Source organism: Amycolatopsis silviterrae, assembly GCF_042684085.1.
Classification (GTDB): Bacteria; Actinomycetota; Actinomycetes; order Mycobacteriales; family Pseudonocardiaceae; genus Amycolatopsis; species Amycolatopsis silviterrae.
The window spans coordinates 237,449-262,345 of record NZ_JBHUKS010000003.1; the positions used below are offsets into that span (position 1 = coordinate 237,449).

General features: G+C 69.6%; 22 protein-coding genes and 1 pseudogene. 10 read left to right on the top strand and 13 right to left on the bottom strand.

What is annotated here, in order from left to right; all coding sequences use genetic code 11:
- Nucleotides 1-15: 15 nt before the first annotated feature.
- Nucleotides 16-939 carry a LysR family transcriptional regulator gene (locus ACFSVL_RS02855; RefSeq protein WP_378300111.1) on the top strand — a complete coding sequence of 308 codons (924 nt, stop codon included), beginning with the start codon at nucleotides 16-18 and terminating at the stop codon, nucleotides 937-939.
- Nucleotides 940-1,440: 501 nt separating this feature from the next.
- On the opposite strand, the gene ACFSVL_RS02860 is transcribed toward ACFSVL_RS02855, so the two are convergent.
- The gene (locus ACFSVL_RS02860) at nucleotides 1,441-2,172 is read right to left on the bottom strand and encodes a DUF2786 domain-containing protein (protein WP_378300113.1); all 732 of its coding nucleotides are present in this window, start codon (nucleotides 2,170-2,172) and stop codon (nucleotides 1,441-1,443) included.
- 135 nt (nucleotides 2,173-2,307) lie between these two features.
- Here ACFSVL_RS02860 and ACFSVL_RS02865 point away from each other — a divergent pair, with 135 nt between their 5' ends.
- On the top strand, nucleotides 2,308-3,741 hold the full coding sequence (locus ACFSVL_RS02865; protein ID WP_378300115.1) for a phytoene desaturase family protein: 1,434 nt from the start codon (nucleotides 2,308-2,310) through the stop codon (nucleotides 3,739-3,741).
- A gap of 38 nt (nucleotides 3,742-3,779) precedes the next feature.
- A pseudogene (locus ACFSVL_RS02870) lies at nucleotides 3,780-4,004 on the top strand (dehydrogenase); the annotation flags it as partial.
- On the opposite strand, the gene ACFSVL_RS02875 reads toward ACFSVL_RS02870, so the two are convergent.
- The 5 genes from ACFSVL_RS02875 to ACFSVL_RS02895 all read right to left on the bottom strand — a co-directional run bounded on the left by ACFSVL_RS02875 (nucleotide 3,971) and on the right by ACFSVL_RS02895 (nucleotide 7,872).
- On the bottom strand, nucleotides 3,971-4,621 hold the full coding sequence (locus ACFSVL_RS02875; protein WP_378300117.1) for a response regulator: 651 nt from the start codon (nucleotides 4,619-4,621) through the stop codon (nucleotides 3,971-3,973). The pseudogene ACFSVL_RS02870 and the gene ACFSVL_RS02875 sit on opposite strands and share 34 nt — an antisense overlap.
- Entirely contained in the window at nucleotides 4,618-5,760 is a 1,143-nt protein-coding gene (locus ACFSVL_RS02880) for a sensor histidine kinase (protein WP_378300395.1), read from the bottom strand. The genes ACFSVL_RS02875 and ACFSVL_RS02880 overlap by 4 nt, the downstream gene beginning before the upstream one ends.
- 213 nt (nucleotides 5,761-5,973) lie before the next feature.
- Nucleotides 5,974-6,543: a TetR/AcrR family transcriptional regulator gene (locus ACFSVL_RS02885; protein ID WP_378300119.1), complete on the bottom strand. Its 570-nt coding sequence runs from the start codon at nucleotides 6,541-6,543 to the stop codon at nucleotides 5,974-5,976.
- Complete coding sequence (locus ACFSVL_RS02890; protein WP_378300121.1) at nucleotides 6,540-7,325, bottom strand: SGNH/GDSL hydrolase family protein; 786 nt, start codon at nucleotides 7,323-7,325, stop codon at nucleotides 6,540-6,542. Before ACFSVL_RS02890 ends, ACFSVL_RS02885 begins: the two co-directional genes overlap by 4 nt.
- Before the next feature lie 79 nt (nucleotides 7,326-7,404).
- Nucleotides 7,405-7,872 (bottom strand): NUDIX hydrolase, encoded by a 468-nt coding sequence (locus ACFSVL_RS02895; protein WP_378300123.1) that lies wholly within the window; start codon nucleotides 7,870-7,872, stop codon nucleotides 7,405-7,407.
- 262 nt (nucleotides 7,873-8,134) lie between these two features.
- On the opposite strand from ACFSVL_RS02895, the gene ACFSVL_RS02900 reads away from it, so the two are divergent.
- Nucleotides 8,135-8,929, top strand: coding sequence for a methyltransferase domain-containing protein (locus ACFSVL_RS02900; protein WP_378300125.1), 795 nt, complete (start codon nucleotides 8,135-8,137; stop codon nucleotides 8,927-8,929).
- A gap of 13 nt (nucleotides 8,930-8,942) precedes the next feature.
- Here the strand turns inward: ACFSVL_RS02900 and ACFSVL_RS02905 are convergent, their stop codons facing one another.
- Nucleotides 8,943-10,085, bottom strand: a complete 1,143-nt coding sequence (locus tag ACFSVL_RS02905) for an FAD-dependent monooxygenase (RefSeq protein WP_378300127.1) — start codon at nucleotides 10,083-10,085, stop codon at nucleotides 8,943-8,945.
- A 105-nt stretch (nucleotides 10,086-10,190) separates the two neighbouring features.
- On the opposite strand from ACFSVL_RS02905, the gene ACFSVL_RS02910 reads away from it, so the two are divergent.
- Together ACFSVL_RS02910 and ACFSVL_RS02915 are read left to right on the top strand one after the other, a co-directional pair.
- Nucleotides 10,191-10,526, top strand: a complete 336-nt coding sequence (locus ACFSVL_RS02910; RefSeq protein WP_378300129.1) for an ArsR/SmtB family transcription factor — start codon at nucleotides 10,191-10,193, stop codon at nucleotides 10,524-10,526.
- A gap of 172 nt (nucleotides 10,527-10,698) precedes the next feature.
- Nucleotides 10,699-11,343, top strand: coding sequence for a lytic polysaccharide monooxygenase auxiliary activity family 9 protein (locus ACFSVL_RS02915; protein ID WP_378300131.1), 645 nt, complete (start codon nucleotides 10,699-10,701; stop codon nucleotides 11,341-11,343).
- A 63-nt stretch (nucleotides 11,344-11,406) separates the two neighbouring features.
- Here ACFSVL_RS02915 and ACFSVL_RS02920 read toward each other — a convergent pair whose 3' ends face one another.
- The gene (locus ACFSVL_RS02920; protein ID WP_378300133.1) at nucleotides 11,407-12,879 is read right to left on the bottom strand and encodes a helix-turn-helix domain-containing protein; all 1,473 of its coding nucleotides are present in this window, start codon (nucleotides 12,877-12,879) and stop codon (nucleotides 11,407-11,409) included.
- 106 nt (nucleotides 12,880-12,985) lie between these two features.
- Between ACFSVL_RS02920 and adh the strand changes: the two genes are divergently transcribed.
- Both adh and ACFSVL_RS02930 read left to right on the top strand, forming a co-directional pair.
- Nucleotides 12,986-14,509, top strand: coding sequence for an aldehyde dehydrogenase (gene adh / locus ACFSVL_RS02925; protein ID WP_378300135.1), 1,524 nt, complete (start codon nucleotides 12,986-12,988; stop codon nucleotides 14,507-14,509).
- Nucleotides 14,509-14,880, top strand: coding sequence for a DUF779 domain-containing protein (locus ACFSVL_RS02930; protein ID WP_378300137.1), 372 nt, complete (start codon nucleotides 14,509-14,511; stop codon nucleotides 14,878-14,880). Before adh ends, ACFSVL_RS02930 begins: the two co-directional genes overlap by 1 nt.
- Before the next feature lie 10 nt (nucleotides 14,881-14,890).
- Here ACFSVL_RS02930 and ACFSVL_RS02935 read toward each other — a convergent pair whose 3' ends face one another.
- The gene (locus tag ACFSVL_RS02935) at nucleotides 14,891-16,171 is read right to left on the bottom strand and encodes an MFS transporter (RefSeq protein WP_378300139.1); all 1,281 of its coding nucleotides are present in this window, start codon (nucleotides 16,169-16,171) and stop codon (nucleotides 14,891-14,893) included.
- Nucleotides 16,165-17,544, bottom strand: a complete 1,380-nt coding sequence (locus ACFSVL_RS02940; protein WP_378300141.1) for a M20 family metallopeptidase — start codon at nucleotides 17,542-17,544, stop codon at nucleotides 16,165-16,167. Before ACFSVL_RS02940 ends, ACFSVL_RS02935 begins: the two co-directional genes overlap by 7 nt.
- 128 nt (nucleotides 17,545-17,672) lie before the next feature.
- Here ACFSVL_RS02940 and ACFSVL_RS02945 point away from each other — a divergent pair, with 128 nt between their 5' ends.
- Nucleotides 17,673-18,584, top strand: coding sequence for a LysR family transcriptional regulator (locus ACFSVL_RS02945; protein WP_378300143.1), 912 nt, complete (start codon nucleotides 17,673-17,675; stop codon nucleotides 18,582-18,584).
- Here ACFSVL_RS02945 and ACFSVL_RS02950 read toward each other — a convergent pair whose 3' ends face one another.
- Both ACFSVL_RS02950 and ACFSVL_RS02955 read right to left on the bottom strand, forming a co-directional pair.
- On the bottom strand, nucleotides 18,585-20,159 hold the full coding sequence (locus ACFSVL_RS02950) for a beta-N-acetylhexosaminidase (protein WP_378300145.1): 1,575 nt from the start codon (nucleotides 20,157-20,159) through the stop codon (nucleotides 18,585-18,587).
- Between the two features lie 302 nt (nucleotides 20,160-20,461).
- Complete coding sequence (locus ACFSVL_RS02955) at nucleotides 20,462-22,375, bottom strand: propionyl-CoA synthetase (protein ID WP_449224361.1); 1,914 nt, start codon at nucleotides 22,373-22,375, stop codon at nucleotides 20,462-20,464.
- A gap of 177 nt (nucleotides 22,376-22,552) precedes the next feature.
- Between ACFSVL_RS02955 and ACFSVL_RS02960 the strand changes: the two genes are divergently transcribed.
- Nucleotides 22,553-24,271, top strand: coding sequence for a protein kinase domain-containing protein (locus ACFSVL_RS02960; RefSeq protein WP_378300149.1), 1,719 nt, complete (start codon nucleotides 22,553-22,555; stop codon nucleotides 24,269-24,271).
- A 41-nt stretch (nucleotides 24,272-24,312) separates the two neighbouring features.
- On the opposite strand, the gene ACFSVL_RS02965 is transcribed toward ACFSVL_RS02960, so the two are convergent.
- Nucleotides 24,313-24,882 (bottom strand): class I SAM-dependent methyltransferase, encoded by a 570-nt coding sequence (locus ACFSVL_RS02965; RefSeq protein WP_378300150.1) that lies wholly within the window; start codon nucleotides 24,880-24,882, stop codon nucleotides 24,313-24,315.
- Between the last annotated feature and the right edge of the window lie 15 nt (nucleotides 24,883-24,897).

The following is a 24,897-nucleotide window of genomic DNA, read 5'->3' on the forward strand; positions in this document are numbered from 1 at the left end:
GCTTAGGATTGCCCCGTGGAGCTGGAATTCGTACGGACCTTCGTCGCCGTCGTGGACGGAGGGCAGTTCCAGGAGGCGGCCGCGGAGCTGGGGATCACCCAGCAAGCGGTGTCGAAACGGGTCGGGGCGCTCGAGCGCGACCTGGGGGTGCGGCTGTTCACCCGCACCGCGCGCGGAGCCCGGTTGAGCAGCGATGGCGAGGCGTTTCTGCCGCACGCCCGGACGCTGCTCGACGCGGAGAAGCGGGCGCTCGCTTCGGTGCGCCCGGAGAAACGCCCGCTGCGCGTCGACGTGCTGAACCGGCGGACCAAGTCGGCGCATCTGGCGCTGAGCTTCCACCGGGCGTTCCCGGAGGTGGAGCTGGAAGTCGTGACCACCGGCGCCGAGCTGACCTTCGACGCCGCCGTCGCCGCGGTCGCGGCCGGTACCGTCGACGCGGCCTTCCGCGGAGTGCCGAAGCGCCCCCTTCCGGGTGGCGTGATGAGCGGTGTCGTGGACTACGACGCCCACGAGCTGCTCGTCGGCCCGCGACACCCGTTCGCCGACCTGCCCTCGGTGCCGATCGCGAAGCTGGTCGGCCACCGGATCTGGATGCCGGGCCTGTCGGCGAGCACGGAATGGGGCGCGTACTACGCGGAGCTGTCCGAGGCGTTCGACCTGGCCATCGACGTCACCGGCCCGGTCTTCGGCAACGAAACGATGCTGGACGAACTAGCGACGTCCCCGGACCTGTCCACCTTCGTGGGCACCGGTTCCCGCTACTTCTGGCCGGACGAGTACGACCTCCGCCGCATCCCGGTGGTCGACCCGGCGCCGGTGTACCCGATGTCGCTGCTGTGGCGGCGGGAGTCCGCGCATCCGGAGGTGCGGAAGCTACGCGATTACCTGGTGACGGGCCAGGAACCGGGGGACGGAGTGTGGCTGCCTAGCTGGGAGTAGGTCAGAGCGGGTGTTCGTACCAGACGTAGACGCCTAGATCCTGCTCTGTCGACGCGAGTACTGGCGCGATTCCGCCGGGAACGACGGTGTGCCCGTCGCCGAGCCGCTCGTGACTGCGCAGCCACGGATCGGTGCCCCGTTCTCGTTAGTCCACAATGGACTCCAGCGGCGGCTTTCCGGTCGGCCGCACCGGCGCGACCAGCCGGGAAAGCTCGGCTCGGCGGGGACTTGAGGCGGCGGCCTGCGCCTGTTGACCGTCCATAAAGGACGCTCAAGTCGGAGAAATGTCTGATTGATGCCCATGTGAACGTATCCGAAGGTCTGTGAGGGGAGCCCTGAGGGAATCAGGGTCCGTGAAGGTTCCCCTCACGGACGACAAACCAGCTCCCGTTGCTCGCGTCAGTCTGGACAAGAGCCGCACGAGCTCCGGCAAAAACGATACGCCTCAACGCACCCACCGCACAGTCTTAGCCCCGGCCCCACGGACCTGAGGAACCAGCCTCACCGCACCGGAAGCGCCGACCGCCGCCTCCCCAATGCCGCCGGGTCGAGATTCGCCCGGGTCCCGGCCCGGTGCCCCTCCCGGTACCCCGACCCCGACAACCGTCGTGGTGCGGCCGAGCGCAGATCTCCGTACTCGCGGTCGAAAGCCTGCTGCACCAACGCCGTCCGGTCGCGCACCACCAGCTCCGCCGACTTCCCGCCGGCGACATCCGAATACGTCCGCGCGGCGTTCTCCTCCGCCACCGTCAGCCGCTCGTGGACCGCGCGCGCGAAACCGTGCAGCCACGTGCGCCGGTACGCCGCCAGCGATTCGCGGAACACCCGCTCCTCCGGCCGCACCCGCGTGAGCTGCGTGCTCGCCTGCAGCAACAGGCTGGTGAACAGCAATTCGACCCGCGCGAGGTCGGTGCGGAAGCCGAACACGGTGACCCCCTCGACCCCCTGTCCGACCCGGTGCAGCAGGGTCCGGCAGCGCAACGGGTAGGCGATGCTGGTGAGCAGACTGGCCTTGTCGCGGCTGTACGGATTGGCGATCGGCAGCTTGAGCACAGTGATGTCGTCGCCGCTCTGGCCGGACGCGGCCAGCATCGCGTTGTCGATCCCGTGCCGCGCGATCAGCTGCGCCGCCTTGGTGTTGTACAGCTCGGCTTCGGCCGGGGTGACGGCCGGGTCCTCTGCCTTGGCCAGCAGCTTTCGCACGCGCTCCAGCAACGTGTCGTGGTCGGGCATGACCCCCCTCTCCAGCAGGCGCGGCCCGTGCGGACCGGCATGGGGTGCACGGTAGGCGTGGGGTACGACAATATTCGATCAGGTGTTCGGGAGTGACACTGGGCGCCCGGTCCGTCGCAACCTTACGATCGAGCCGTGTCTCCTCCCGTCACGCAGGACGTCGCGGTCGTCGGCTCGGGGCCGAACGGCCTGGCCGCGGCCGTGGTGCTCGCGCGCGCCGGGCTGTCGGTCGAGGTGTTCGAGGCGGCGGCCGAGCCGGGCGGCGGGGCGCGGTCGACGCGGTTGTTCGATTCGGACGTCATCCACGACATCTGCTCGGCGGTCCATCCGATGGCGGCAGCCTCGCCCTTTCTCCGTCAGTTCGATCTCGACCTCTGTCATCCCGAAGTCCCGTACGCACATCCGATCGACGAGAAGACCACGGCCATCGCGTACGCGGATCTCGAACGCACCTGCGCGCGGCTAGGGCGCGACGGGGACCGATGGCGTCGCTTCATGGCACCGCTGGTCGAACACACCTCCGAGATCACCGAAGTCCTTCTCGGCGACCTTCGCCACCCGCCGAGACCGCGTACGGCGGCGTACCTCGCGACGCGCGCCCTCGCGGTGACGGCGAATCCCTTCCGCAGTAAGGAAGCCGCAGCGCTCATCGCGGGTATCGAGGCGCACGCGCTTGGCCGGTTGCCGTCACTGGTGGGCGGCGGCATCGCGGTGCTGCTCGGCCACCTCGCGCACACCACAGGCTGGCCAATCCCGCGTGGCGGTTCGCAACGGATCACCGACACGCTCGTTGCGGACATCGAGGCACACGGCGGTCGCGTACACACCAACGCGCGCGTCGCCGACGTACGCGAGTTAGCGCACGCGCGCGTCGTGCTGCTCGACTTAGCGCCGAAGGGCGTCCTAGACCTCGCAGGGCCGTTACTGCCGCAGCCGTATCGCAGGGCGCTGGAGAAAGTCCGCTACGGCCCAGCAGCGGCGAAGGTCGACTTCCTGGTGTCCGAAGCAATCCCGTGGCGGGAGAAGGAACTCGCCAAGGCCGGTACTGTCCACATCGGCGGAACCAGGGCTGAGGTGCACGCGGCGGAAAACGCGGTGGCCCAGGGCAAACGGGCTAGGGACCCGTTCGTCCTTCTCGCGCAGCCGATGGCCGCCGACCCGTCGCGCGGTCTGCCCGGCAAACAGCCGATCTGGGCGTACGCCCATGTCCCGCACGGAGATCCGCTCGACCCGACCGCCGCGATCATCCGCCGCATCGAACGCTTCGCGCCGGGCTTCCGCGACACGATCCTCGCCGCGCGTGCGATCCCGGCGAGCGATTTCGAGGCGTACAACGCCAATTACGTCGGTGGTGACATCGCGGCTGCGGCGGTGACGATGCGTCAGGTGGTGGGGCGGCCGGTCTTGCGCTGGGACCCGTATCGCACTCCGTTGCGCGGTGTCTACCTGTGCTCGGCCGCGACGCCGCCGGGCCCTGGTGTGCACGGAATGGCCGGTCGGCACGCGGCGGAACGGGTGCTGCGCAACGAATTCGGTTACCGGCCGGGTCGGACCAGGCCGGTTTCGTAGGCGACCACCACGGCCTGCGCCCGGCTGGAAATCCCGAGCTTGGTGGTGACATCGCGGCTGCGGCGGTGACGATGCGTCAGGTGGTGGGGCGGCCGGTCTTGCGTTGGGATCCGTATCGCACGCCGTTGCGCGGTGTCTACCTGTGTTCGGCCGCGACGCCGCCCGGCCCCGGTGTGCACGGAATGGCCGGTCAGCACGCCGCGGAACGAGTGCTGCGCAACGAATTCGGCTACCGGCCAGGCCGCACCAAGCCAGTTTCGTAAGCGACCACCACGGCCTGCGCCCGGCTGGAAATCCCGAGCTTCGGCATCAACCGATTGAGATGCGTCTTCACCGTGGCCTCGCTGACCAGCAGCCGCGCCGCGATCTCCCCGTTCGGCATTCCGGTGCCGACCAGCCGGAGCACCTCGCGTTCGCGTTCGGTCAGCCCGTTCAGCTCCGGCGCTGGCTCGGCCGGCGGCGCGCTCGTGTACGCCTCGACCAGCCGCCGCGTGACCGTCGGGCCGAACAGCATGTCCCCGCGCGCCACCGCCTGGATGCCGGAGATCAGCGTCTCCGGCGGACTGTCCTTGAGCAGGAACCCGGACGCGCCGGCCCGCAGCGCGCGGTACACGTACTCATCGAGGTCGAAGACGGTCAGGATCAGCACCCGCGGGTTGTCCGGCCCGGCGAGGACGCGGGCGGTGGCCGACACGCCGTCGAGGCCCGGCAGCCGGATGTCCATCAGGATCACCTCGGGCCGCAGCCGCGCCGCTTCGCGCACGGCCTCCAGCCCGTCCCGTGCCTCGCCGACGACCTCGACGCCCGGTGCGGCGTTGAGCAACGCGACGAGACCGGCGCGGACGAGGTCCTGGTCGTCCACCACGAGCACACTGGTCACTTCGGTTCTCCGGTGGTCCGGCCCGGGTACGGGAGGGTCAGCACAACCTCGAACCCCGCCGGTTCGCGAGGCCCGATTTCGATTTCGCCACCGTACATACGCGCCCGCTCCCGCATGCCGACGAGGCCATGACCGGCGGGGTTGCCGTCGGTGCGCGGTCCGCCGCCGGAGTCGGCCACGCTCAGCCGCAGCGCGCGGTCCAGGTACTCCACCTCCAGCGAGGCGAGCGAATCCGGCGCGTGCTTGAGGACGTTCGTCAGCGCTTCCTGCGCGATCCGGTACGCACACAGCTGCTGCCCCGACGGCAGCGTCCGCGGCGTTCCGGCGAATCGCGCCTGTACCGAGAGCCCGGCCTCGCGGACACGGCTGACCAGCGCGGGAAGCTCCTCAAGGCCAGGCTGCGGACGGTATTCGCCCGGTTCGTGCCGCGGCGGCCGCAGCACGCTGAGCAGCCGCCGGAGTTCGTCCAGCGCCTCGGTGGTCGTGCCGGTGATCGTGTCGAGCGCGCCGCGCGCGGTGCCCGGCTCGGACTCGAAGACGTACCGCGCGAGGTTCGCCTGCACGGAGATCACCGACAGGTGGTGCGACACGACGTCGTGCAGTTCGCGCGCGATGCGCAGCCGCTCCTCCACCACCGCCAGCTCCGCGCGGTCGGCGCGTTCCGCGGTCGCGTGCAGCGCGAGCCGGCGAAGGTAGACCGAGTGTCCAATGAGGACAGTCGCGGACGCCTGCAGCACGGCGATCACCGTGTCCCCGATGGGGTTCGAGCTGTCACCGACGAGCATCGTCACCTCGAAGCCGGCCACCGCGAACAGGGACGGCGGCCAGGCTCGCCGCACCGGATAGTGCGCCCACACCGTGTACGCGGCGATCAGCAGGTCCGGACGGCCGAGCGTCGCGCGGTACCCGGCCAGCGCGAACGCGCCGACCAGCACGGTGACCGTGATCAGCACGCCGATCGGATAGCGCCGCCGGACCGCCAGCGGCACCGCGCCCGCCACCGCGAGCAGCAGCCCGGGCAGCCCCGGCCGGTCGCCGAGGGAGCCGTGGTGGACCGCCGCCCCGGCAAAGAGGAATAGTCCGACCGCGGCCGCCAACAGCGAGTCCGTGCGGAGCGGCCGGGCCCGCAGGATCCGCATCACGCGCCCGAAACTACCTGCTGACCGGCGGTTTCCCAATTCCGTACCGCGCTCGCGGCAGGCCGCCTACCGCCAGGGTTTACCCGCGGCTGCGGCGAAGGGTGGATTCCGCGGAAGGGACCGAGCGGTTACCGTCGGTTTTGAATGGTCATCCATTCGCGCTGTTCGGCGGAGGGCCAGGGGTGGGGAGGATTCCAGGCTCTCCGCCGAGCTTCACCCCAGATATGCGTCGAGTGTCACCGCCAACGCTGATTCCGGCGAAGGCGCGAAGCTCGCTCCAGCGAGTCCACCCCAGAGCCACAGCTGCGCGAGACCGTGCAGTGCAGCCCACAGTGACGCTGCGACCAGCCGAGGGTCCGTACCCGGCCGCAGCCGGTCGTCGTCCGCTTCGGCGCGGTCGATGCGCACTAGCTCCGCGAAGGTGTCGAAGACGGCACTGCTGGCCGAGACCAGCCCCGGCTCTTCCGGGTCGATGAGGTCGCGACGGAACATCAGCTCGAACATGGCCGGGTTTGTCACCGCGAAGTCGACGTACGCGTGACAGGCGGCCGTGACGCGTTCTCGCGGGGTGCCGTCGGGCAGCTGCGCACCGCGTTCGAGCAACTGTGTGAAGCCAAGCGTCGCTACGGCGGACAACAGCTCCGCACGTCCCGAGAAGTGGCGAAGCGGCGCACCGTGCGACACGCCAGCCGCCTTCGCGATGCCGCGCAACGTCACGGCTTCGACGCCGGAGCCGACGAGAAGGTCCGCCGCGGTCTGGATCAACCGCTGACGCGCGCTCATACCTGAGCTTCGGAGAAGGCGACGGGCAGCAGTTCGGGGCGCTTCGGCAGGAAGCCGTCGCCAGGGGACCGGCCGATGAGCCGGTTGCGCAACCGCGTGATCCCCACCGGCAGCACTTCCTGCCACAGCCAGCGCAGGTCGGCGATCGCGCTGCCTTGGGCCGGGGAGCCAGGCAGCGGCTGAAGCCAGCTGCCGTCGTGCTCGACGCCGAGCCGGTCGAGCACGTGCCCGGCCACCCGCAGATGCCCGGCCTGCGACAGGTGCAGCCGGTCCGGTCCGAAGTAGCGCGAGTCGTGCGCGGCCTGATCCGGCCAAAGGTCGACGAGCTTCGCGCCGTAGCTGACCGAAGCCTCGCGGATGGCGTCGTTGAGCGCGGTGACCCGCGGCCGCATCCGCCCGCCCAGCGGCATGCGGTGCGCGATGTCGCTCAAGGTGAAGGTGACGACGTTCGGCGCGATCTGTGTGCACTGCCGGATCGCAGTGTCCACGCGACGGGCGACCGTGCGGGCGTCCCAGCCTCGGCTCATCACGTCGTTGCCGCCGCCGAACAACGCGATCAGGTCCGGTTCGTGCCGCTCTGCCGCCGGGAGCTGCTCCGTCGCGATCTGGTCCAGCCGTCGCCCGCGCACGGCCAGATTGGCGTAGCGGAACCCGGTTTCGTCGCGCGCGAGCCGCCCGGCGACGTAGTCCGCCCAGCCGCGGTACCGGCTGTGGTCGGGGTACGGATCGTCCAGCCCCTCTGCGCAGCTGTCGCCGACCGCGACGAACGTGTGGAAACCCATTCCGCTCTCCGTAACCCCTGGTTCATCTTGTAGACACTGTCTATCAAAGTAAGTAGACGGTGTCTACCTCGGGGTCAGGTCAATGCCGGATCAGGCCGCCGACCGCCACGGGAGAGACGTGGCCGGTTGCCGGACGCGTCCGCGCCAACGCGAGACCGACGTCAACGAGCGACGATCGGCGCAGGCCGGCGACATCCGACATCGACGTCCAGGCCGACTCCGCGGTCTCGCCGTTCGGCTCGGGCCGCAAGGTGCCACCGGTAATCCGGACTTGGTAAAAGACGCCGACGTTCTGGTGCTCCATCCCCAACCGCGCTTCAGCGGCGGGAATCACCCTGGAGTCCACGCCCAGCAGGCGTTCGACCACCGCCTCGCAGCCCGTCTCCTCGGCGACCTCCCGGACCACCGCGTCGAACGGATCCTCGGCATGCTCGACCTTGCCGCCCGGAAGAGTCCAGTTCGTGTCCCCCGCCGACGAGACATGGCGGGCGAGCAACACCCGCCCGTCCTCGATGCATACGGCATACGCCGCCAGCCGGAAACTCATCCGCACCTCCCCAGCGAACCTATCGGCAAATGTCAGGGACTCAAGGCGGCGTGATGGGTGCGGCTGAGGCGTGTTCGCCCAGGCCGTCTGTGAGGGACTCCCTGAGGGAATCTGATTCCTTCAGGGGGCCCCTCACGGACTTGAAGAACCGGTCATACCGGCATTAAGCACGTTTTTCGCTGACATTGACCCTCCCGGCCAGGCGGACAAGGCAGTGCTGGCCAAAGTGCTCGTCGACCTCGAAAAATCAGGTGAGGACCGCATGGCCGACGGCGTAGCGTCGGCCACCATGATCGGTTCGGCCGATGACCCGGCGGACGGCTGGTTCCCCGAGAGCGTGGCCGCGGGCTACGACGACCCGGGCGGCGCGAACGCGCCCGAGATCGTGACGCCCATGGTGGACGTTCTCGAAGACCTGGCCGACGGTCCAGTGCTCGAGTTCGCCGTCGGAACCGGGCGGATCGCCGCGCCGCTGGCCGCTCGCGGGGTGCCGGTGAGCGGCATCGAGCTGAGCCGGGCGATGGCGGCGCGGATCGCGGACAAGCCGGGCGGCGACGCGGTCGACGTCGTGCTCGGCGATATGACGACGACTCGGCTGGCCGGTCAGTTCTCCCTGGTCTATCTGGTGTTCAACACGATCAGCAACGTGACCACGCAGGACGGGCAGGTCGACGTCTTCCGCAATGCGGCCGCGCACCTGCGGCCGGGCGGGCTGTTCCTCGTCGAGGTGGGCCTGCCGGACCTGCGTCGCCTACCGCCTGGGCAGGACACTGTCCCGTTCGCAGTGGCACCTGGCACCGCTGGCGGCTATGTCGGGTTCGACCAGTACGACGTGGTCACGCAGCAGTTCACCTCGAACCACGTCACCGTGTCCCCGGACGGGACCGGGCGGTTCCGCCGAATTCCCTTCCGCTACGCCTGGCCTGCCGAGATGGACCTCATGGCGCGCATCGCCGGGATGAGCCTGAAATACCGCTGGGCGGACTGGAACCGCTCGGAGTTCACCGCGGAAAGCGCCAAACACGTGTCGATCTGGGAGAAAGCCCCGAGCAAGTGACGGGGCGAGCCGCTCAAACCCGGCTGTTCTCCTTGGCAGGCAAGGCGTTCCGGGTAGCGAGCCCGACGACCCGGCCCACGGCGTTGCGCACCGCCAGCCCATACCGAGTTCGCGGGACGAGCAGCCTGGCGACAAGGCTGACGCGCCGATGCTTCGGGTCCACCAGCCGCCGGTGCTTCGCCTCGTAGGCCTGAAAGGCGCGGGCATGGTCACCGGGATGCGCAGCGAGCGCTTCGGCCAGCGTGTGTGCGCCGGCCATCGCCATGCTTGACCCGTCGCCGAGCAGCGCTACCGCGGATGCCGCGTCGCCGAGTAGCACCACGCGGCCGCGCGACCACATGTCCATCCGCACGTTGGCGAGCGGATCGAAGAAGGGCGCGGGGTGGTTCTGGTACGCCTCAACCAGTTCGGGACTTCGCCAGCCGATTCCGGCGTACGCCTCGGCCACCATGCGCTTGTGCAGTGCGGTGTCGTGGCGGTCGTAGCCGGGCACTCGGCCGCCGCGGAAGGTGAACATCGCGAGTGGCTTTCCCCGGGACGGGTGGACGGTGAGCATCCGGCCGGGCGCGGTCAGCATCACCGCCACCTCCGGGTCATCGAGTGCGCCGGGCTCCAGCGGCACGGTCGCGCTGTACAGGCCAAGGCTGGTCGTGAACTGCTCCGGCGGTCCGAAAACCAGGCGGCGCACCGGGGAATGGATGCCATCCGTGCCGACGACCAGGTCGAAACGGCGCGGCGGTGACCGGCGGAAGGTGACCTCGACGCCCGATCGGTCCTGCCGGAGGCTGGTGATCGTGTCGTCGAAGAGGAACTCCGCGTCGTCGCGCGCTGCCTGGTGCAGCACCGTGGACAGGTCGGAGCGGGTTACTTCGATCGACTGCGGGGAAGTCGTCGGGACCCGGAGGAGCTGCCGCCCGTCCGGGTCGAGGAGCGAGAGGGCGCTCGAAGTGGTGGCGACCTCGCGCAGCTGCGTGACGATGCCCATGCTCCGGGCGACCGTCAGCGCGGGTTCCTTGACGGCGATGGCGCTGCCGCCGGACCTCAGTTCCTTGGCCTGCTCGACGACCGTCGGCCGGTACCCGTGCCGGGCCAGCCAGTAGGCGAGAGCGGGGCCGGCGATACCGGCACCGTGGATCAGGACGCGAGAAGGCGTCATGGCGCAACCTTTCGGGGAGCGGGTTTCAGGTACGTCGATCGTCGTACCTGCAGTCAAGCACGGGCGTCAGGTACGATGCAAGACGTACCTGAAAGAGGTGAGGCGATGACCGGGTCAGGTCCGGCGGAAGACGAGGCTGGGAGTGCCGATCTGGGCACGGTGTTCCGCGCGCTCGCCGACGAGCATCGCCGCACCGTGATCGCGGAGCTGGCGGCGGACCGGAGCGACGGCGAGCGCACCTGCAACTCGTTCGACCTCCCGGTGTCCAAGCAGACGCAGACGCACCACTTCCGCGTTTTGCGTGAAGCCGGGCTCATCCACGAGATCAATTACGGGAACCGGAAGGGAATCCGGTTGCGCCGGGCGGAAATCAACCGCCGGCTCCCCGGCCTGCTCGACCTGCTGGCCGTGGAGCGCCGCGGCGGAAGCGACGCTCCGTAGCCTCGGCCTTGCGCTTCGGCGGCTGGACGAGTGAGCTGCGCGAGAACCGTCAACCGACTGTCACGGGCGGAGCAGGCGCGAAACGCCCGCGCCCGACTTTCGGGCCTACAAGCCGGTACACCGGGGCACCTACCGTGGGGTGGTCTAGACCTCTTATGAGAGGAACCCTGCGATGAAATTTTCCCGCGCCACCGTCAAAGTCGCGATACTGACCGCCGTGCTCGGCACGGCCTCGGTGTTCACCGCCGTTCCCGCCCTCGCGCACGGCTCGATGGGCAATCCGATCAGCCGGATCATGCAATGTTTCGAGGAGGGTCCGGAGAATCCGCAGTCCGCCGCGTGCAAGGCCGCCATCGCGGTGGGCGACAGCTGGCCGATTTACGACTGGGACGAGGTCAACATCGGCGACGCCAGCGGCCACAGCCGCGAGATCATCCCGGACGGCAAGCTGTGCAGTGCCGGCCGGGACAAGTACAAGGGTCTCGACCTCGCCCGCGCCGACTGGCCGGCGACCACGATGCCGGGCAGCGGCGCGTACACCTTCCAGTACCAGCTGACCGCCGCGCACGAGGGCACCTTCGAGCTGTACATCACGAAGCCGGGTTACGACCCGACGAAACCGCTCAAGTGGTCCGACCTCGAAGACACCCCGTTCTACAAGCAGGACAACCCGCCGATCTCCGGCAATGCCTACCAGCTCCACGCGAACATCCCCGGCGGGCACACCGGCAGGCACCTGATCTACTCGATCTGGCAACGCCACTGGCCCGACTCCGGCGAGGCCTTCTACTCCTGCTCGGACGTGGTTTTCCCCTGAACCTGAAGCTGATCTCCGCGGTCCGGCCGGCAGCGAAGACCGCTGCCGGCCGAACCGAAAGCCTCAGCCCAGCCGGGCGCGATGCGTCCGCACCGCCGCCAGCCGTGGATCCGACGGCGAAAGCACCGCGCACAACGCGTCCACGATCGCCAGATCATCGGCACCGCAGGAGGTTTCCCAGAACGCCCACAACGTATCCGCGTCCCCGCTGTTCAACGCCAGCTGCCGGACCTGCGCGCTGATCGACTCGCGTTCCTCCAGGATCGCGGGCGATTCCGACTCCTCCAGCAACGGACCGTGGAACGACCGGACCGCCGCCGCGGCATCTCCTGCTCGCAGCGCGGCCTTGGTACGCAGGAAGTCCGCGTCCACCGTCGCCGCGAGGCGGTACGGGCGCGTCTGCAATACCCCAGTGCCGAGCTGGGTGCGCAGCCGGTGGATCTCGGCGCGCACGGTCACCGGATTGCCTGCCTCGCCGTATAACTGCAGCGCCAGCTTCTCCGCCGACAACCCACGCGGCTGCAGCGCGAGCAGGGTCAGCAATTCCGCGTGCCGCAAGGTGAACGGGATATCCCGACCGTCCACAGTGGTCGATCCGGGACCGTCGGTGAGGTATTCCAGCGACAACCGCCGCCGGGTCGCCGAGCCGGACGTGGCGATCCGCAGCAGGTAGCCCTCGTCGAGCGGGTCGACGGTGGCGATCCGGCCGTCCGGCAGTGTGACCGTGCCACCGCCTTTACGTACCTCCACAGTGGACGGAAGCGTGCACGACTCGGCGGCGAGTACCCGTCCGCCCGCGGAAAGGAGCGCGCCGGGGCGGCCGCGCAACGACGCCAGGTGCGGCATGTTCGCTCGCCGCACCTTCTCGTCGCGGACCGCCAGCTGGGCGCGCAACCGTCCCTCTGCCAGCTGTGCGGTGGCGGTGACCAGCGACAACATCGCCGGATGCACTGTGCGGAGCGGGCCGCTGACGTCGATCGAGCCGAGCAGCGCGCCGGTGTCCGGATCACGGACGGGGGCCGCCGCACAGGTCCACGTGTGATAGCGGCGCACGAGGTGTTCGGCGGAGTAGATCTGCACCGGTTGCCCGGTCGCGAGCGTCGTGCCCATCGCGTTCGTGCCGATCGCCTCTTCGCTCCAGCGCGTGCCTTCGGTGAGCGCGACCCGGTCCGCGCGCAGCAGCACGCCGGTCGCGCCCTCGCGCCACAGGATCAGCCCGTTCGCGTCGGTCACGATCATCATGTGCTCGGCGTCGTCGGCGATGCTCACCAGCATCTCGCGCAACAGCGGCAGCACCGGGGCCAGCGGATGCTCCGCACGCAGCTCGGTGAGTTCGTCCGCCTCGCAGATCAGCGGCGCCTCGCCAGCGTCCGGGTCCACGCGAGCGGCCAGCGAGCGTTCCCACGACGCGGACACCACCGAACGCGGGGAACGCGGCGCGGTCGCCCCGGACAGCACCGCCTCGCGGACATGGCGGAGCAGCCGCGCGTACGACTCCGGATCGCGCAGCAGGTCGGGTTCGGGCAGCTCCGCCACGTGAATGAGAGTAGAGACCCTGGTCACAAGGCTGCAACGTTGGCGCAACGTTGCCCGGCCTACGGTCGCCGCCGACCGTCACCGACCAGCAACGAGGCAGGGCAAGATGGCCGTATACGCCGCACCGAACACCGACGGCGCCGTCGTCGACTACGAGACTCGCTACGACCACTACATCGGCGGCGAATACGTCGCGCCGGCCAGCGGGCAGTACTTCGAGAACCCGACGCCGGTGACCGGGAAGACCTTCACCGAGATCGCCAGGGGGACGGCGGCCGACATCGACCGGGCGCTCGACGCGGCCGAGGGCGCCGCGCCCGCGTGGGGCCGCACCTCGACCGAAGAACGCGCGAACATCCTGCTCAAGATCGCCGACCGGATGGAGCAGAACCTCGAGCGGATCGCGGTCGCCGAGGCCTGGGAGAACGGCAAACCGGTCCGCGAAACCCTCGCCGCGGACATCCCGCTCGCGATCGACCACTTCCGCTACTTCGCCGGCGCGCTGCGCGCCCAGGAGGGCGGCATCTCGCAGATCGACGAAAACACGGTCGCGTACCACTTCCACGAGCCGCTCGGCGTCGTCGGCCAGATCATCCCGTGGAACTTCCCGCTGCTGATGGCCGTTTGGAAGCTCGCCCCGGCACTGGCCGCGGGCAACGCGATCGTGCTGAAGCCCGCCGAGCAGACCCCGGCGTCGATCCACCTGCTGCTGTCGATCATCGGCGACCTGATCCCGCCGGGCGTGCTGAACGTGGTCAACGGATTCGGCGTCGAGGCGGGCAAACCGCTCGCGTCGAGCGACCGCGTGCGCAAGGTCGCCTTCACCGGCGAGACCACCACCGGACGGCTGATCCTGCAGTACGCCAGCGAAAACATCATCCCGGTGACCGTCGAACTCGGCGGCAAGAGCCCGAACATCTTCTTCGACGACGTCGCCGCGGCCAACGACGCGTTCTACGACAAGGCACAGGAGGGTTTCGCGCTCTTCGCGCTGAACCAGGGCGAGGTCTGCACCTGCCCGTCGCGCGCGCTGATCCAGTCCGGCATCTACGACCGGTTCCTCGGCGACGCGGTCGAGCGCGTGAAGAAGATCAAGCAGGGCAACCCGCTCGACACCGAGACGATGATCGGCGCGCAGGCCTCGAACGATCAGCTCGAGAAAATCCTGTCCTACATCGACATCGGCAAGCAGGAAGGCGCGAAGGTGCTCACCGGCGGGGAGCGGTCCGACCTCGGCGGCGACCTGTCCGGCGGCTACTACGTGCAGCCGACGGTGTTCGAGGGCGACAACAAGATGCGGATCTTCCAGGAGGAGATCTTCGGCCCGGTGGTGTCGGTGGCGAGGTTCGACGACTACGCCGACGCGCTGAAGATCGCCAACGACACCCTGTACGGCCTCGGTGCCGGCGTCTGGTCGCGCGACGGGAACACCGCTTACCGCGCGGGCCGCGACATCCAGGCCGGTCGTGTGTGGGTGAACAACTACCACGCCTACCCGGCGCACGCGGCCTTCGGCGGCTACAAGGCGTCCGGCATCGGCCGCGAGAACCACAAGATGATGCTGGACCACTACCAGCAGACGAAGAACCTCCTGGTCTCCTACTCCGACCAGGCGCTGGGCTTCTTCTGATGAGCCAGCGGGTGGACCTGACGCCTGCCGCCGCCGACCTGCTGCGGCGGCTGGCGCCGGTCCACGGGCCGGTGATGTTCCACCAGTCCGGCGGATGCTGCGACGGCAGCGCCCCGATGTGTTACCCGGCGGGCGAATTCCGCGTCGGCGCCCGCGACGTGCATCTGGGCGACCTGGCGGTGGACGGCGTCGGCGCGGTGCCGGTGTGGATGTCCGGACCGCAGTTCGAGTACTGGAAGCACACGCATCTGACCATCGACGTGGTGCCCGGGCGGGGCAGCGGATTCTCCCTCGAAGCACCGGAAGGGGTCCGGTTCCTCATCCGGTCCCGGCTGCTCAGCGACGAGGAATCGGCGGCGCTGAACGGATAACCCTCGCCGCTCACCGGATGCCTCGGCGCCGGTGAGCGGCGAACAGCGCCGCCAGGCTCACCATCGCCGTCGCCGCCAGGTAGTAGCCGGGGGAGACCGGCGAGCCGGTGGCGGTGACCAGCGCGGTGGCGATGGTCGGGGTGAAGCCGCCGAAGAGGCCGACCGAGACGTTGTAGCTGAAGGCGAGCCCGGTCGCCCGCGTCTTCGCCGGGAAGGCGTCGGCCATCACCGCGGGCAACGGTCCGAAGTAGACCGCTTTCAGCAAGCCAAGCGCGGCCATCGCGACGGCCAGCACGGCGAACGACCTCGCCGAGGTGACCCAGAGATACAGCGGCACCACGGAAATCCCGATCAGCACCGCCGCGCCGCTCATCATGCGGATGCGGCCGACGCGGTCCGAGAGCATCCCGGCCAGCGGCGGCACCAAGGTCAGCAGCACGGACGTGATCAGCAGCGCGGTGAACGAGGCCGAGGCGTCGAGGCCGAGATTCTTGATCGCGAACGCGGGCAGCGATTGCAGGATGAAGTTCAGCGCCGTCGACACGACCAATGCGCCGCCGGCGATCAGCAGGCCGCCCCACTGGTCGCGGAACACCTCGCGCACCGCGGATTCCGGCCGGTCCGCCTCCGCGCGCGGCGATTCGTCGACGTGCTTGCGCAGGTAGTAGCCAGCCGGGCCGACGAGCAGGCCGAATACGAACGGGACTCGCCAGCCCCACGACGCCATCTCTGCGGCGGGCAGCAGCGCCGTCAGCCCGGCGGCGAACGCGGCCGACAGCAGGGTCGCGAAGCCCTGGCTGGCGAACTGGAAACTGCCGAGGAAGCCCTTGCGCCGATCGTCGCGCTCGATCAGGAACGACGTCGCCGCCCCGAATTCGCCGCCCGCGGCGAAGCCCTGCACGAGCCGGGCGACGATCACGCCGAGCGGGGCGAACACGCCGATCGTGTCGTACCCCGGCAGCACCGCGAGCAGAAAGGTGCCGAGGACCATCAGCCGGATCGTCAGCACCAGCGCGCGCCGCCTGCCCCGGCGGTCGGCGTATGAGCCGAGGATCAGCCCGCCGAGCGGCCGGATCAGGAAGGTGATGCCGAAGACGGCGTACGCCTCCACGAGCTGGATCCCCGGGTTGTCGCCGGGGAAGAACGCCTTGCCGATGTAGCTCGCCATCAACGCGTAGATCGCGATGTCGAACCATTCCAGCGCGTTGCCGATGACCGCCGCGACGACGGCGCGACGGGTGCCGACGCCGCTTCGGGCCGTCGCGGGGGACGAGTTCTTCGCGCTCAGCACGGGGCGTCCTCCCTGAGGGCGTCGAACAGCGCGGTGGCGAGCACGAGTCCCTCGCGGGCGATCGGCATGAGCAGGTGCTCGTCCGGTGCGTGCTGCAGGCAACCGGGGTACGAATGCGGCAGCCACAGCGTTGGCATGCCGAGGATGTCGGTGAAGACGTGGTTGGGCAGGCCGCCGCCGAAGCTGGGCAAGGTGGCGACGGGAAGCTCGGCGACCGACGACAGGACGGCCCGCGCCCAGCCGACCCATGGGTCCTCGACCGGCGTGCGACTCGCGACGTAGCTCTCGGACAGGCTCACCTCGACCATCGAAAACCCTTGCGCCGCAAGGTGTTTACGGATCGCCTCGGCCATGCCGTCGAGCGTGGTCCCGGTGACGTAACGCAGTTGCAGCACCGCCCGCGCCCGGCCCGGAATCGCGTTCACCGGATGGTCGATGTCCGCCGCGCCGAACGCCAGCACCTCCAACGTGTTCCAGCCGTAAAGGCGTTCGGCCGCGGTCAGCCCCGGCGCTCCCCAGTTCTCGTCCGGGACGGGATCGCCCGGGGTGTTCGCGACGACGACGCCGCTCAGCGCCTCGCGCACGGTGTGCGGCAGTTCGCTGGGCAGCAGCTCCGGAACCCGCACGCGGCCGTGTCCGTCGACGAGACACGAAATCGCGCCGGCGAGGGTCGTCGCGGGGTTGCGCAACAGCCCGCCCCAGTTGCCGGAGTGGTAGGCGTCCGGCCGGAGGTCCACGTCGAGATCGATCCGGACGCCGCCCCGTGCGCCGAGGAACAGCGTCGGCGTGGCCGCGTCCAGCCGAGGTCCGTCGGACGCGATCAGCACGTCCGCCGCCAGCAGATCCTGGTGCTGCGCGGCGAACTCGGCGAGCCCGGGGGAACCGATCTCCTCGCCGGTTTCGAACAGGAACTTCAGGTTGAAGCCGAGCGCGCCCCGGTGTTCCAGCACCAGCCGCAACGCGGTGAGGTTGATCAGGTGCTGTCCCTTGTTGTCGGCGGCGCCGCGGCCGTACCAGCGGTCGCCGTCCGCGGTCAGCGTCCACGGGTCGCGGCCCTCGCGCCACTGGCCGGCGTGTCCGTCGACGACGTCGGCGTGCCCGTAGCACAGCACCGTCGGCAGTTCGGGCGACTCCACCCGGGTCCCGACGAGGAACGGGCCACCGGCCGGATCGGGATTCGGGTATGTCTCGGCCGTGCAGCCAAGGTCGGTCAACGCGGGGGTCAGCACCTCGTCCAGGTATGCCTTGACGGCAACTCGGCCGTCCGGACTGGTGCTGACCGTCGGATAGCTGACCGCCCGTGCCAGCGCGGCGAAGAACTCGCCGGAGTCCACCAGATTCTGGGCGCGGGAACGTAGTTCGGGTGCGGTCATGAGGGCGTCTCCCGGGAGTCGGCTCCGGCTGGTGCGCGCAGCGTAAGCCGCTCTCCCCGGCCGTGACCATTGCCGTTTTCATCGGCTACCGTGCTGATTTCGGCAAACCGGAACCGAAAGAGGGTGCCATGCGACTCCTGCCGACAGGGCTGGCCTACTTCCTGGAAGTCGCCCGCACGGGTTCGGTGACCGAAGCGGCGACCACGCTGACCGTCGCGCCGTCGGCGATCAGCAGGCAGATCGCGAAGCTGGAGACGTCGATCGGGGTGCCGCTGTTCGTCCGGCATCCGCGCGGCATGCTGCCGACCGAAGCCGGGAGCCTGCTGCTGGACCACCTGCGCCGCACCGAAGCCGAGTCCGCGGCGCTGCTCGGCGAGCTGCGTTCGGGCCGGGCCAGGCAAGCCAGGATGCTGACCGTGGCGTGTTCGGAAGGGTTCGCGCGGCGGGTGGTGCCGCAGGCGATGGCGCGGTTTCGCGAGCAGCACCCCGAGGTGACGTTCCAGCTCGACGTCGTCGGGCGGGCGGAGGCGACCCGGCGGGTGCTGGAAGGTTCGGCGGACGTCGCGGTGACTTACGCGACCGGACCGCAGCGCGGGGTACGGGTGGAAAGCGCGGTGGTCGTGCCGGTGTACGCGATCGTGCCGACCGATCACCCGCTGGCCGGCCGAGACAGCATGAGCGTGGCCGAGCTGTGCGAGTACCCGATCGCGCTGCCCGTCCCCGGCCACAGCCTGCGGGAACTGCTGGACATCGCGGTCCGGATCGAGGACCGGACGGTGAACGGGGTCCTGACGTGCGGCGAGCTGGCCCCGCAGTACGAGTTCGTGCGCCGCGGCGGCGGGCTCGCGCTGGTAGGCGGGCTCGGCGACCCGCACGCCGACGCGGCGGAGGAAGGCGTTGCTTACGTGCTGGTGGACAATCCGGTCTTCGGGAAGCGGGAGGCGCAGGTGCAGACGATGGCCGGCCGGTCGCTGCCGCCGGCGCTCACCCGGTTCCTGTCGGTGCTGACCTCGCTGGTCCGCGCTCCCCGGACGCGGTGACTACTTCCAGTCGACCTGCGGGGAGCGGTAGAAGTCGATTCCCTGCGCTTCCCAGCGGGGCGCTTGCTTGGCGATGCGCTCCCGGTAGGGCTCCCAGGCCCGGGCGGAGCGCGGCGACCACCCGATCTCCGCGACTCCCGGCAGCCGCGGGAAGGCCATGTACTCGATATCGTCGCTGGTGCGGATCGTCTCCGTCCACAGTGGAGCCTCGACCCCGGCGACGGACTTCTCCTCGACGCCGGGCACCAGCGTCGCCGGATCCCATTCGTATGCGTCGCGGACCTCGACCAGACCAGCCCAATCCTGGCCCAGCTTCGTCGATTCCGTGTACTTCATGTCCAGATAGGAGTGATTGGCGGGCGACATGATGAACTTGTTCCCGCGCGCCGCGGCGGCGGCCATGTCCGCGTTCGGACCGCCCTGATCCCAGTACTGCGGAACGGCAGACGTCGGCAGCGGGGTCTTCACGATTTCGTGCCAGCCGGTGATCAGCTTGCCGTACTTGGCGACCATCGGGCTGACCTTCTCGTAGAAGGTCTTGTAGTCCTCCGCAGGCGTCGAATGCGCCTCATCGCCACCGATGCTGATGTATTTGCCCGGCGTGATCGCGGCCAGTTCGCGGATCACGTCTTCCACGAATCGGTACGTGGTCGGCGAATTGATGCACAACGAGCTGTAGCCGACCTCGATGTCCGTACGCGGCGGGACCGCTTTGCCGTCACAGTTAAGTTCGGCGTACACCGACTGCGCCGAATTCGTGTGCCCCGGCATGTCGATTTCCGGCACGACCGTCACGTGCCTGCTCGCGGCATAGGCGACGATGTCCTTGTACTGCTCCTGCGTGTAGTACCCGCCCGGGTCGCCGTACGCCGCGGTCTTGCCGCCCTCGGTCGCGAGCCGGGGCCAGCTCTTGATCTCGATCCGCCAGCCCTGGTCGTCGCTGAGGTGCAGGTGCAGCGTGTTGATCTTGTACTGGACGATCTGGTCGATGTACTTCTTCACCTGCGCGGGCGTGAAGAAATGCCGCGCGACGTCGAGCATCGCGCCGCGGTGGGCGAACCGCGGGTAGTCGAGCACGCTGCCGCCGGCGATCGTCCACGCGCGATGCTGCACGGTCCTCGCCTCGATCGCCGACGGCAGCAGCTGCCGCAGCGACTGGACGCCGACGAACAGCCCGGCGGAAGTGTTGGCCCGCAGCCGGACGCCCTTCTTCGTGACGTCGAGCTGGTACCCCTCGTCACCGACGCGCGGGTCGGCGTTGCCGAGGTCGAGCGAGATCGTGGACAGCCCCGGGCTCGCCGGGACCACCGGCAGCGGGAAGCCGGTCGCGGGCCGCAGCAGCCCGCGCAGGTACGCGGCGACGTCGCCGGTGCCGTGCCCGGCGCGGATCACCGTGAGCGGGGTGAGCCGGAAGGTCGCGTCCGCCTTCGCCACGGCGTGCACTGGCACCGGCACGAGGTCGGTGACCTGCCGTTCGCTGGGCGCGGGACTCGCCGAGGCCGGCCCGGGCACTCCCACCGCGGCGAGCCCGAGCACGGTCACCCCGAGCACGGCCCTGGACAGGGTCTTCCTCACGGCATACCTCCGGTCGCGTCGCGGAGAAGGCGGACTTCAAGAGGTATAGACCACTTTGCGGGGCGCTGACAACGCCCGAAAGGGTCGGCTCACCGCGGATGTCCCGTTCGCCGGGATCCCCGCACGCCCCCAATGCCACATTGGGTGCGCTGGACGCACCGAACGCCACATTGGGTGCGCTGGACGCACCGAACGCCACATTGGGTGCGCTGGACGCACCGAACGCCACTTTGGGTGCGTTGAGCGCACCGAACGCCACATTGGGTGCGTTGAGCGCACCGAATGTGGCATTGGGGCGGTCGTCAGGGCCGCAGGATCGTCCGCAGCGCGTCGAGCACCGACGGGTCCTCGATCGTCGACGGAACCGGCTCGTCGCGGCCGTCGGCGATCCCGCGCATCGTCTTGCGCAGGATCTTCCCCGAGCGCGTCTTCGGCAAAGCCCCGACCACCGACACGTCCCGGAACGCCGCCACCGGCCCGATATCCCGGCGGACCAGCGCGACCAGCTCGTCCCGCAGCTGCTCCTCGGACAGCTCCACGCCCGCCTTCAGCACCACGAAACCGCGCGGCACCTGCCCCTTCAGCTGGTCCGCGACCCCGATCACCGCACACTCCGCGACCGCCGGATGCGACGCCAGCACCGCCTCCATCGAACCGGTCGACAGCCGGTGCCCGGCCACGTTGATCACGTCGTCGGTGCGGCCCATCACGAAGAGGTAGCCGTCCTCGTCGAGGTAGCCCGAGTCGCCGGTCAGGTAGTAGCCGGGGTAGCGCGAGAGGTACGCCTCGCGGTAGCGCTCGTCGTCACCCCACAGCGTCGGCAGCGAGCCCGGCGGCAGCGGCAGCTTCAACGTGATCGCGCCTTCGCGGCCCGCAGGGAGTTCTTCGCCCGCTTGATCAAGAATGCGCACGTCCCAGCCAGGCACCGGTTTCGTCGCCGACCCGGGTTTGACCGGCATCGGTTCGAGCCCGCGCGGATTGGCCGCGATCGGCCACCCGGTTTCGGTCTGCCACCAGTGGTCGACGACCGGCGTGCCGAGGATGTCGTGCGCCCAGTGGTAAGTCTCGGGATCGAGCCGCTCACCCGCCATGAACAGGGTGCGGAACCTGGCCAGGTCGTACTTCTTGAGCTCGTCCGCGTCCGGGTCCACCTTCTTCACCGCGCGCAACGCCGTCGGCGCGGTGAAGAGCGCCTGTACGCCGTGTTCGGAGATGACCCGCCAGAACGCGCCCGCGTCCGGAGTCCCGACGGGTTTCCCTTCGTACAGCACGGTTGTCGCGCCGACCAGCAACGGCGCGTAGACGATGTACGAATGCCCGACGACCCAGCCGACGTCGGAAGCCGTCCACCAGACATCCCCGGCATGGACGTCGTACAGCGCCCCCATCGACCACGCCAGCGCGACCGCGTGCCCGCCCGCGTCGCGGACCACGCCCTTCGGCCGGCCGGTGGTGCCGGAGGTGTAGAGGATGTACAGCGGATCGGTCGCCTTCACCGGAACCGGATCCACCGGGTCGGCGTCGGCGGCAAGCTCGTTCCAGTCGAGGTCGGTGCCGGACAGCTCCGCGCGCGCCTGCTCGCGCTGGAACACCACGACGTGGTCCGGCTGATGCTCGGTGGTCGCGAGGGCGGCGTCGATGATCGGCTTGTACTCGACGATCCGCGTCGGCTCGATCCCGCACGACGCGGCGAGGATCAGCTTCGGCTTCGCGTCCTCGATCCGTGCGGCCAGTTCCTTCGGCGCGAACCCGCCGAACACCACGGAGTGCACCGCGCCGATCCGCGCGCAGGCGAGCATCGCGATGACCGCCTGCGGAATCATCGGCAGGTAAAGGATCACGCGATCGCCGCGGGTGACGCCGAGCGCCGACAGCGCCCCGGCGAAGGTCGCGACCTCGTCCCGCAGTTCGGCGTAGGTGTAGCGGCGCTTCCGTCCAGTGACCGGCGAATCCCAGATCAACGCGTCCTGCGCGCCGCGGCCGCTGTCAGCGTGCCGGTCGAGCGCGTTGTACGACGTGTTCAGCTCGCCGTCGGGATACCAGCGGTAGAACGGCGCGGCGGACGAGTCGAGCGCGCGGGTAGGACGTTGCGTCCAGTCGATCGCCCGGGCGGCTTCAAGCCAGAACTGCTCCGGGTCGTCCAGGCTGCGCCGGTACGTCTCGGTGTACGCGCCCACGAGGTCTCCTTTGCCGTCGACGGCCAAATCTGCCCTCATGATGGCCTTTCGCGCGGCCGGTCGCAGGTCAGCGAGGTCAGGCGAGAATGATGCAGTGGATCACGATCCCGGCGTGACCCGGCAACCCCGCGAAGGACGTGTGCGTCCTAAGCTGGACCAGGGAGACTGGCCGCGCAGCGGCATGAGGTCAACACTGACAGTGAGGGGAATCAGCCGGTGAGCGGAATCGGGAGCGCGCTGCTCTCGCTCGCGCACACCCTGTTCGGCCCGGAGTTCTGCCCGGGCGACTGGGTGTGGGCGACGACCACAGCGGGTGCGCTCGTCGCGCTCTTCCCGGCGGCCGGGGCGCTGATCGTGGCGATCGTGCGCAAGGGGACCGGAAACCGGTACGACGCGACCACGCTCACCGTGTTCGGGCTGATCGGCGTGGTCAGCGTGCTGGTGTTCCCGTGGCTGATCTCGTCGGGCATCTCGGAAACGTTCCGCGCGGCCAACGCGGGCGGCGCGAGCGGGCTGTCCGCCTCCGAGGCGGGCACGCTGAGCAAGGACTACTGCTCGTTCGTCGGTGTGCAGAAGACCTACCTCGGCGGCGGTTCGAACGTCTTCGAGACGCTCTTCTACCCGCGTGGACTCAAGCTGTCCTACGCGCTGTACCTGCTCGCCTTCACCGTGCTGCCGGTCGGTTCGCTGCTGTTCGTGATGCTGCAGGCGCGCACCGCCTTCCGGCGCGGGCCGAAGTGGCCGTCGCGGTTCTTCTGGATTCCGTTCGTGGTCATGGCGGTCGCGTCGGCGGGCATGTCGGCCAACACCGCGGTGCACTTCTGGCTCGGGTTCCTGCCGTTCAGCATCCTGGGGCTGATCCCGGTCGCGCTGGTCGGCCCGCCGCCGTGGTCGGTGATCAACCGGCCGGAGCCGCGCCGCGACGAACCGCCCGCCGCGCCGCCGCCGCGCCGGGAGCCGCTGCCGCCGCCTCCGCCGCCGCAGAACAAGCCGTACCCGGCCACCGCGCTGACCTCCGCGCCGGAGCCGCCGCCCGCCGGGGCACTGGCCGCCGCGCCCGGGATGATCCCGCCGCCGCCCGGCTCGCGCAACGCGGGCAGCAGCCGGTACCGGCGTGTCCGCCAGCTCGGGACCGGCGGGTTCGGCACGGTCTGGGAGGCCGTCGACACCCAGCTCAACCGCACTGTCGCGCTGAAGATCGCGCACGCGCCCGACCGGGACACCGAGGAGCGCATGCAGCGCGAGGCGCGGGCGCTGGCCGTGGTCAACCACCCCAACTGCGTCCGCGTGTACGACCTGGCCGAGGAGCCGGACGGGCTCGCGCTCGTCATGGAGTACCTGCAGGGCCGCCCGCTCGCCGAGGTGGTCGACGGACAGGGCCCGATCGACGACGTCGCCGCGGGCCGGTTGTGGTCCACGATGGCGGGCGCGCTGGTCGCGGCACACGAGCGGGGCGTGCTGCACCGCGACGTGAAGCCGTCCAACGTCATCCTCGACCCGGCGGGCATCGCGCACCTCATCGACTTCGGCATCGCCCGCAGCCAGGGCGATTCCAAGATGACCGCCACCGGGATGATGATCGGCACGCCCGATTTCGTCGCGCCGGAGCAGGCGATGGGCTCCCCGGCGAGCCCGGCCTCGGACGCCTGGCAGCTCGCCGCCACGGTCAGCTACGCGCTCACCGGCCAGCCGCCGCGCGGCACCCGCGAGACGCCGATGGCCGCGCTGATGGCCGCGGCCAGGGCCGATCCGGTCACGCACATGCCGCAGCGTTCGGTGCACGCGCGGATCCTGGCGGCGTCGCTGGATCCGGAGCCGCGCCGGCGTCCGACGCTGAACTCGGTGCGCCGTGAGGTCGACGGCTGGCTGAGCCGGGCGGGCAAGCCGTTGGACGGACCAGTCACGCAGATCGTGCCGCGCCGGTCGCCTCGTTGAGCCTCGTGAGTGTTAATCCCGGTTAGAACCGCGATTAACACTCACGACGGCTTCACCGCCGAAAACTCCAGCCGTTTCTTCGGCTCGCACTCCACCCGCACCTGCTCGAACCCCGCCGCCGCCAACCGCTCAGGCAGCGTGCCCGCATCGAGGACGTTCATCGTGTCCCCGATGTGCAGCAACCGAAATCCGAAGCTGAGCTGGCTGTCCACCCCGCAGTAGGTGCCGCCCGGACGCAGCACCCGGAACGCCTCCCCGAAGATCCGGTCCTGCAGTGCGTCGGTCGGCACGTGGTGCAGCATGTTGAAGCACACGACCCCGGAGAACCGGCCGTCATCGAACGGCATTTCCGCGCCGCTGCCCTCGACGATGTCCGCCCGGTCCCCGTACTTCTCCTCCAGCAGCCGGGTCGACGCCGGGTCGATCTCGATCGCGGTCAGCCGCGGCAAGGCGTCCACCAGCACTCGCGTGGTGGCCCCGAACCCGGGTCCGATTTCCAGCACGTCGTCGCCGAGCGAGAAGCGGGCGAGCCAATCCGGCAGCACCCCGGCCACCATCGAGGCCCATTTCTCCGAGCTGCAGAGCTTCCGGTGCATCAGGTTCATCGGCATGATCCCGACGTTAGG

Excerpts from the sequence above, each read along its gene's own strand:
- ACFSVL_RS02860 (WP_378300113.1), bottom strand. The coding sequence starts at position 2,172 with ATGCCCGACCACGACACGTTGCTGGAGCGCGTGCGAAAGCTGCTGGCC.
- ACFSVL_RS02880 (WP_378300395.1), bottom strand. The coding sequence starts at position 5,760 with ATGCGGATCCTGCGGGCCCGGCCGCTCCGCACGGACTCGCTGTTGGCG.
- ACFSVL_RS02885 (WP_378300119.1), bottom strand. The coding sequence starts at position 6,543 with ATGAGCGCGCGTCAGCGGTTGATCCAGACCGCGGCGGACCTTCTCGTC.
- ACFSVL_RS02890 (WP_378300121.1), bottom strand. The coding sequence starts at position 7,325 with ATGGGTTTCCACACGTTCGTCGCGGTCGGCGACAGCTGCGCAGAGGGG.
- ACFSVL_RS02895 (WP_378300123.1), bottom strand. The coding sequence starts at position 7,872 with ATGAGTTTCCGGCTGGCGGCGTATGCCGTATGCATCGAGGACGGGCGG.
- ACFSVL_RS02900 (WP_378300125.1), top strand. The coding sequence starts at position 8,135 with ATGGCCGACGGCGTAGCGTCGGCCACCATGATCGGTTCGGCCGATGAC.
- ACFSVL_RS02905 (WP_378300127.1), bottom strand. The coding sequence starts at position 10,085 with ATGACGCCTTCTCGCGTCCTGATCCACGGTGCCGGTATCGCCGGCCCC.
- ACFSVL_RS02910 (WP_378300129.1), top strand. The coding sequence starts at position 10,191 with ATGACCGGGTCAGGTCCGGCGGAAGACGAGGCTGGGAGTGCCGATCTG.
- ACFSVL_RS02915 (WP_378300131.1), top strand. The coding sequence starts at position 10,699 with ATGAAATTTTCCCGCGCCACCGTCAAAGTCGCGATACTGACCGCCGTG.
- adh (WP_378300135.1), top strand. The coding sequence starts at position 12,986 with ATGGCCGTATACGCCGCACCGAACACCGACGGCGCCGTCGTCGACTAC.
- ACFSVL_RS02930 (WP_378300137.1), top strand. The coding sequence starts at position 14,509 with ATGAGCCAGCGGGTGGACCTGACGCCTGCCGCCGCCGACCTGCTGCGG.
- ACFSVL_RS02940 (WP_378300141.1), bottom strand. The coding sequence starts at position 17,544 with ATGACCGCACCCGAACTACGTTCCCGCGCCCAGAATCTGGTGGACTCC.
- ACFSVL_RS02945 (WP_378300143.1), top strand. The coding sequence starts at position 17,673 with ATGCGACTCCTGCCGACAGGGCTGGCCTACTTCCTGGAAGTCGCCCGC.
- ACFSVL_RS02955 (WP_449224361.1), bottom strand. The coding sequence starts at position 22,375 with ATGAGGGCAGATTTGGCCGTCGACGGCAAAGGAGACCTCGTGGGCGCG.
- ACFSVL_RS02965 (WP_378300150.1), bottom strand. The coding sequence starts at position 24,882 with ATGCCGATGAACCTGATGCACCGGAAGCTCTGCAGCTCGGAGAAATGG.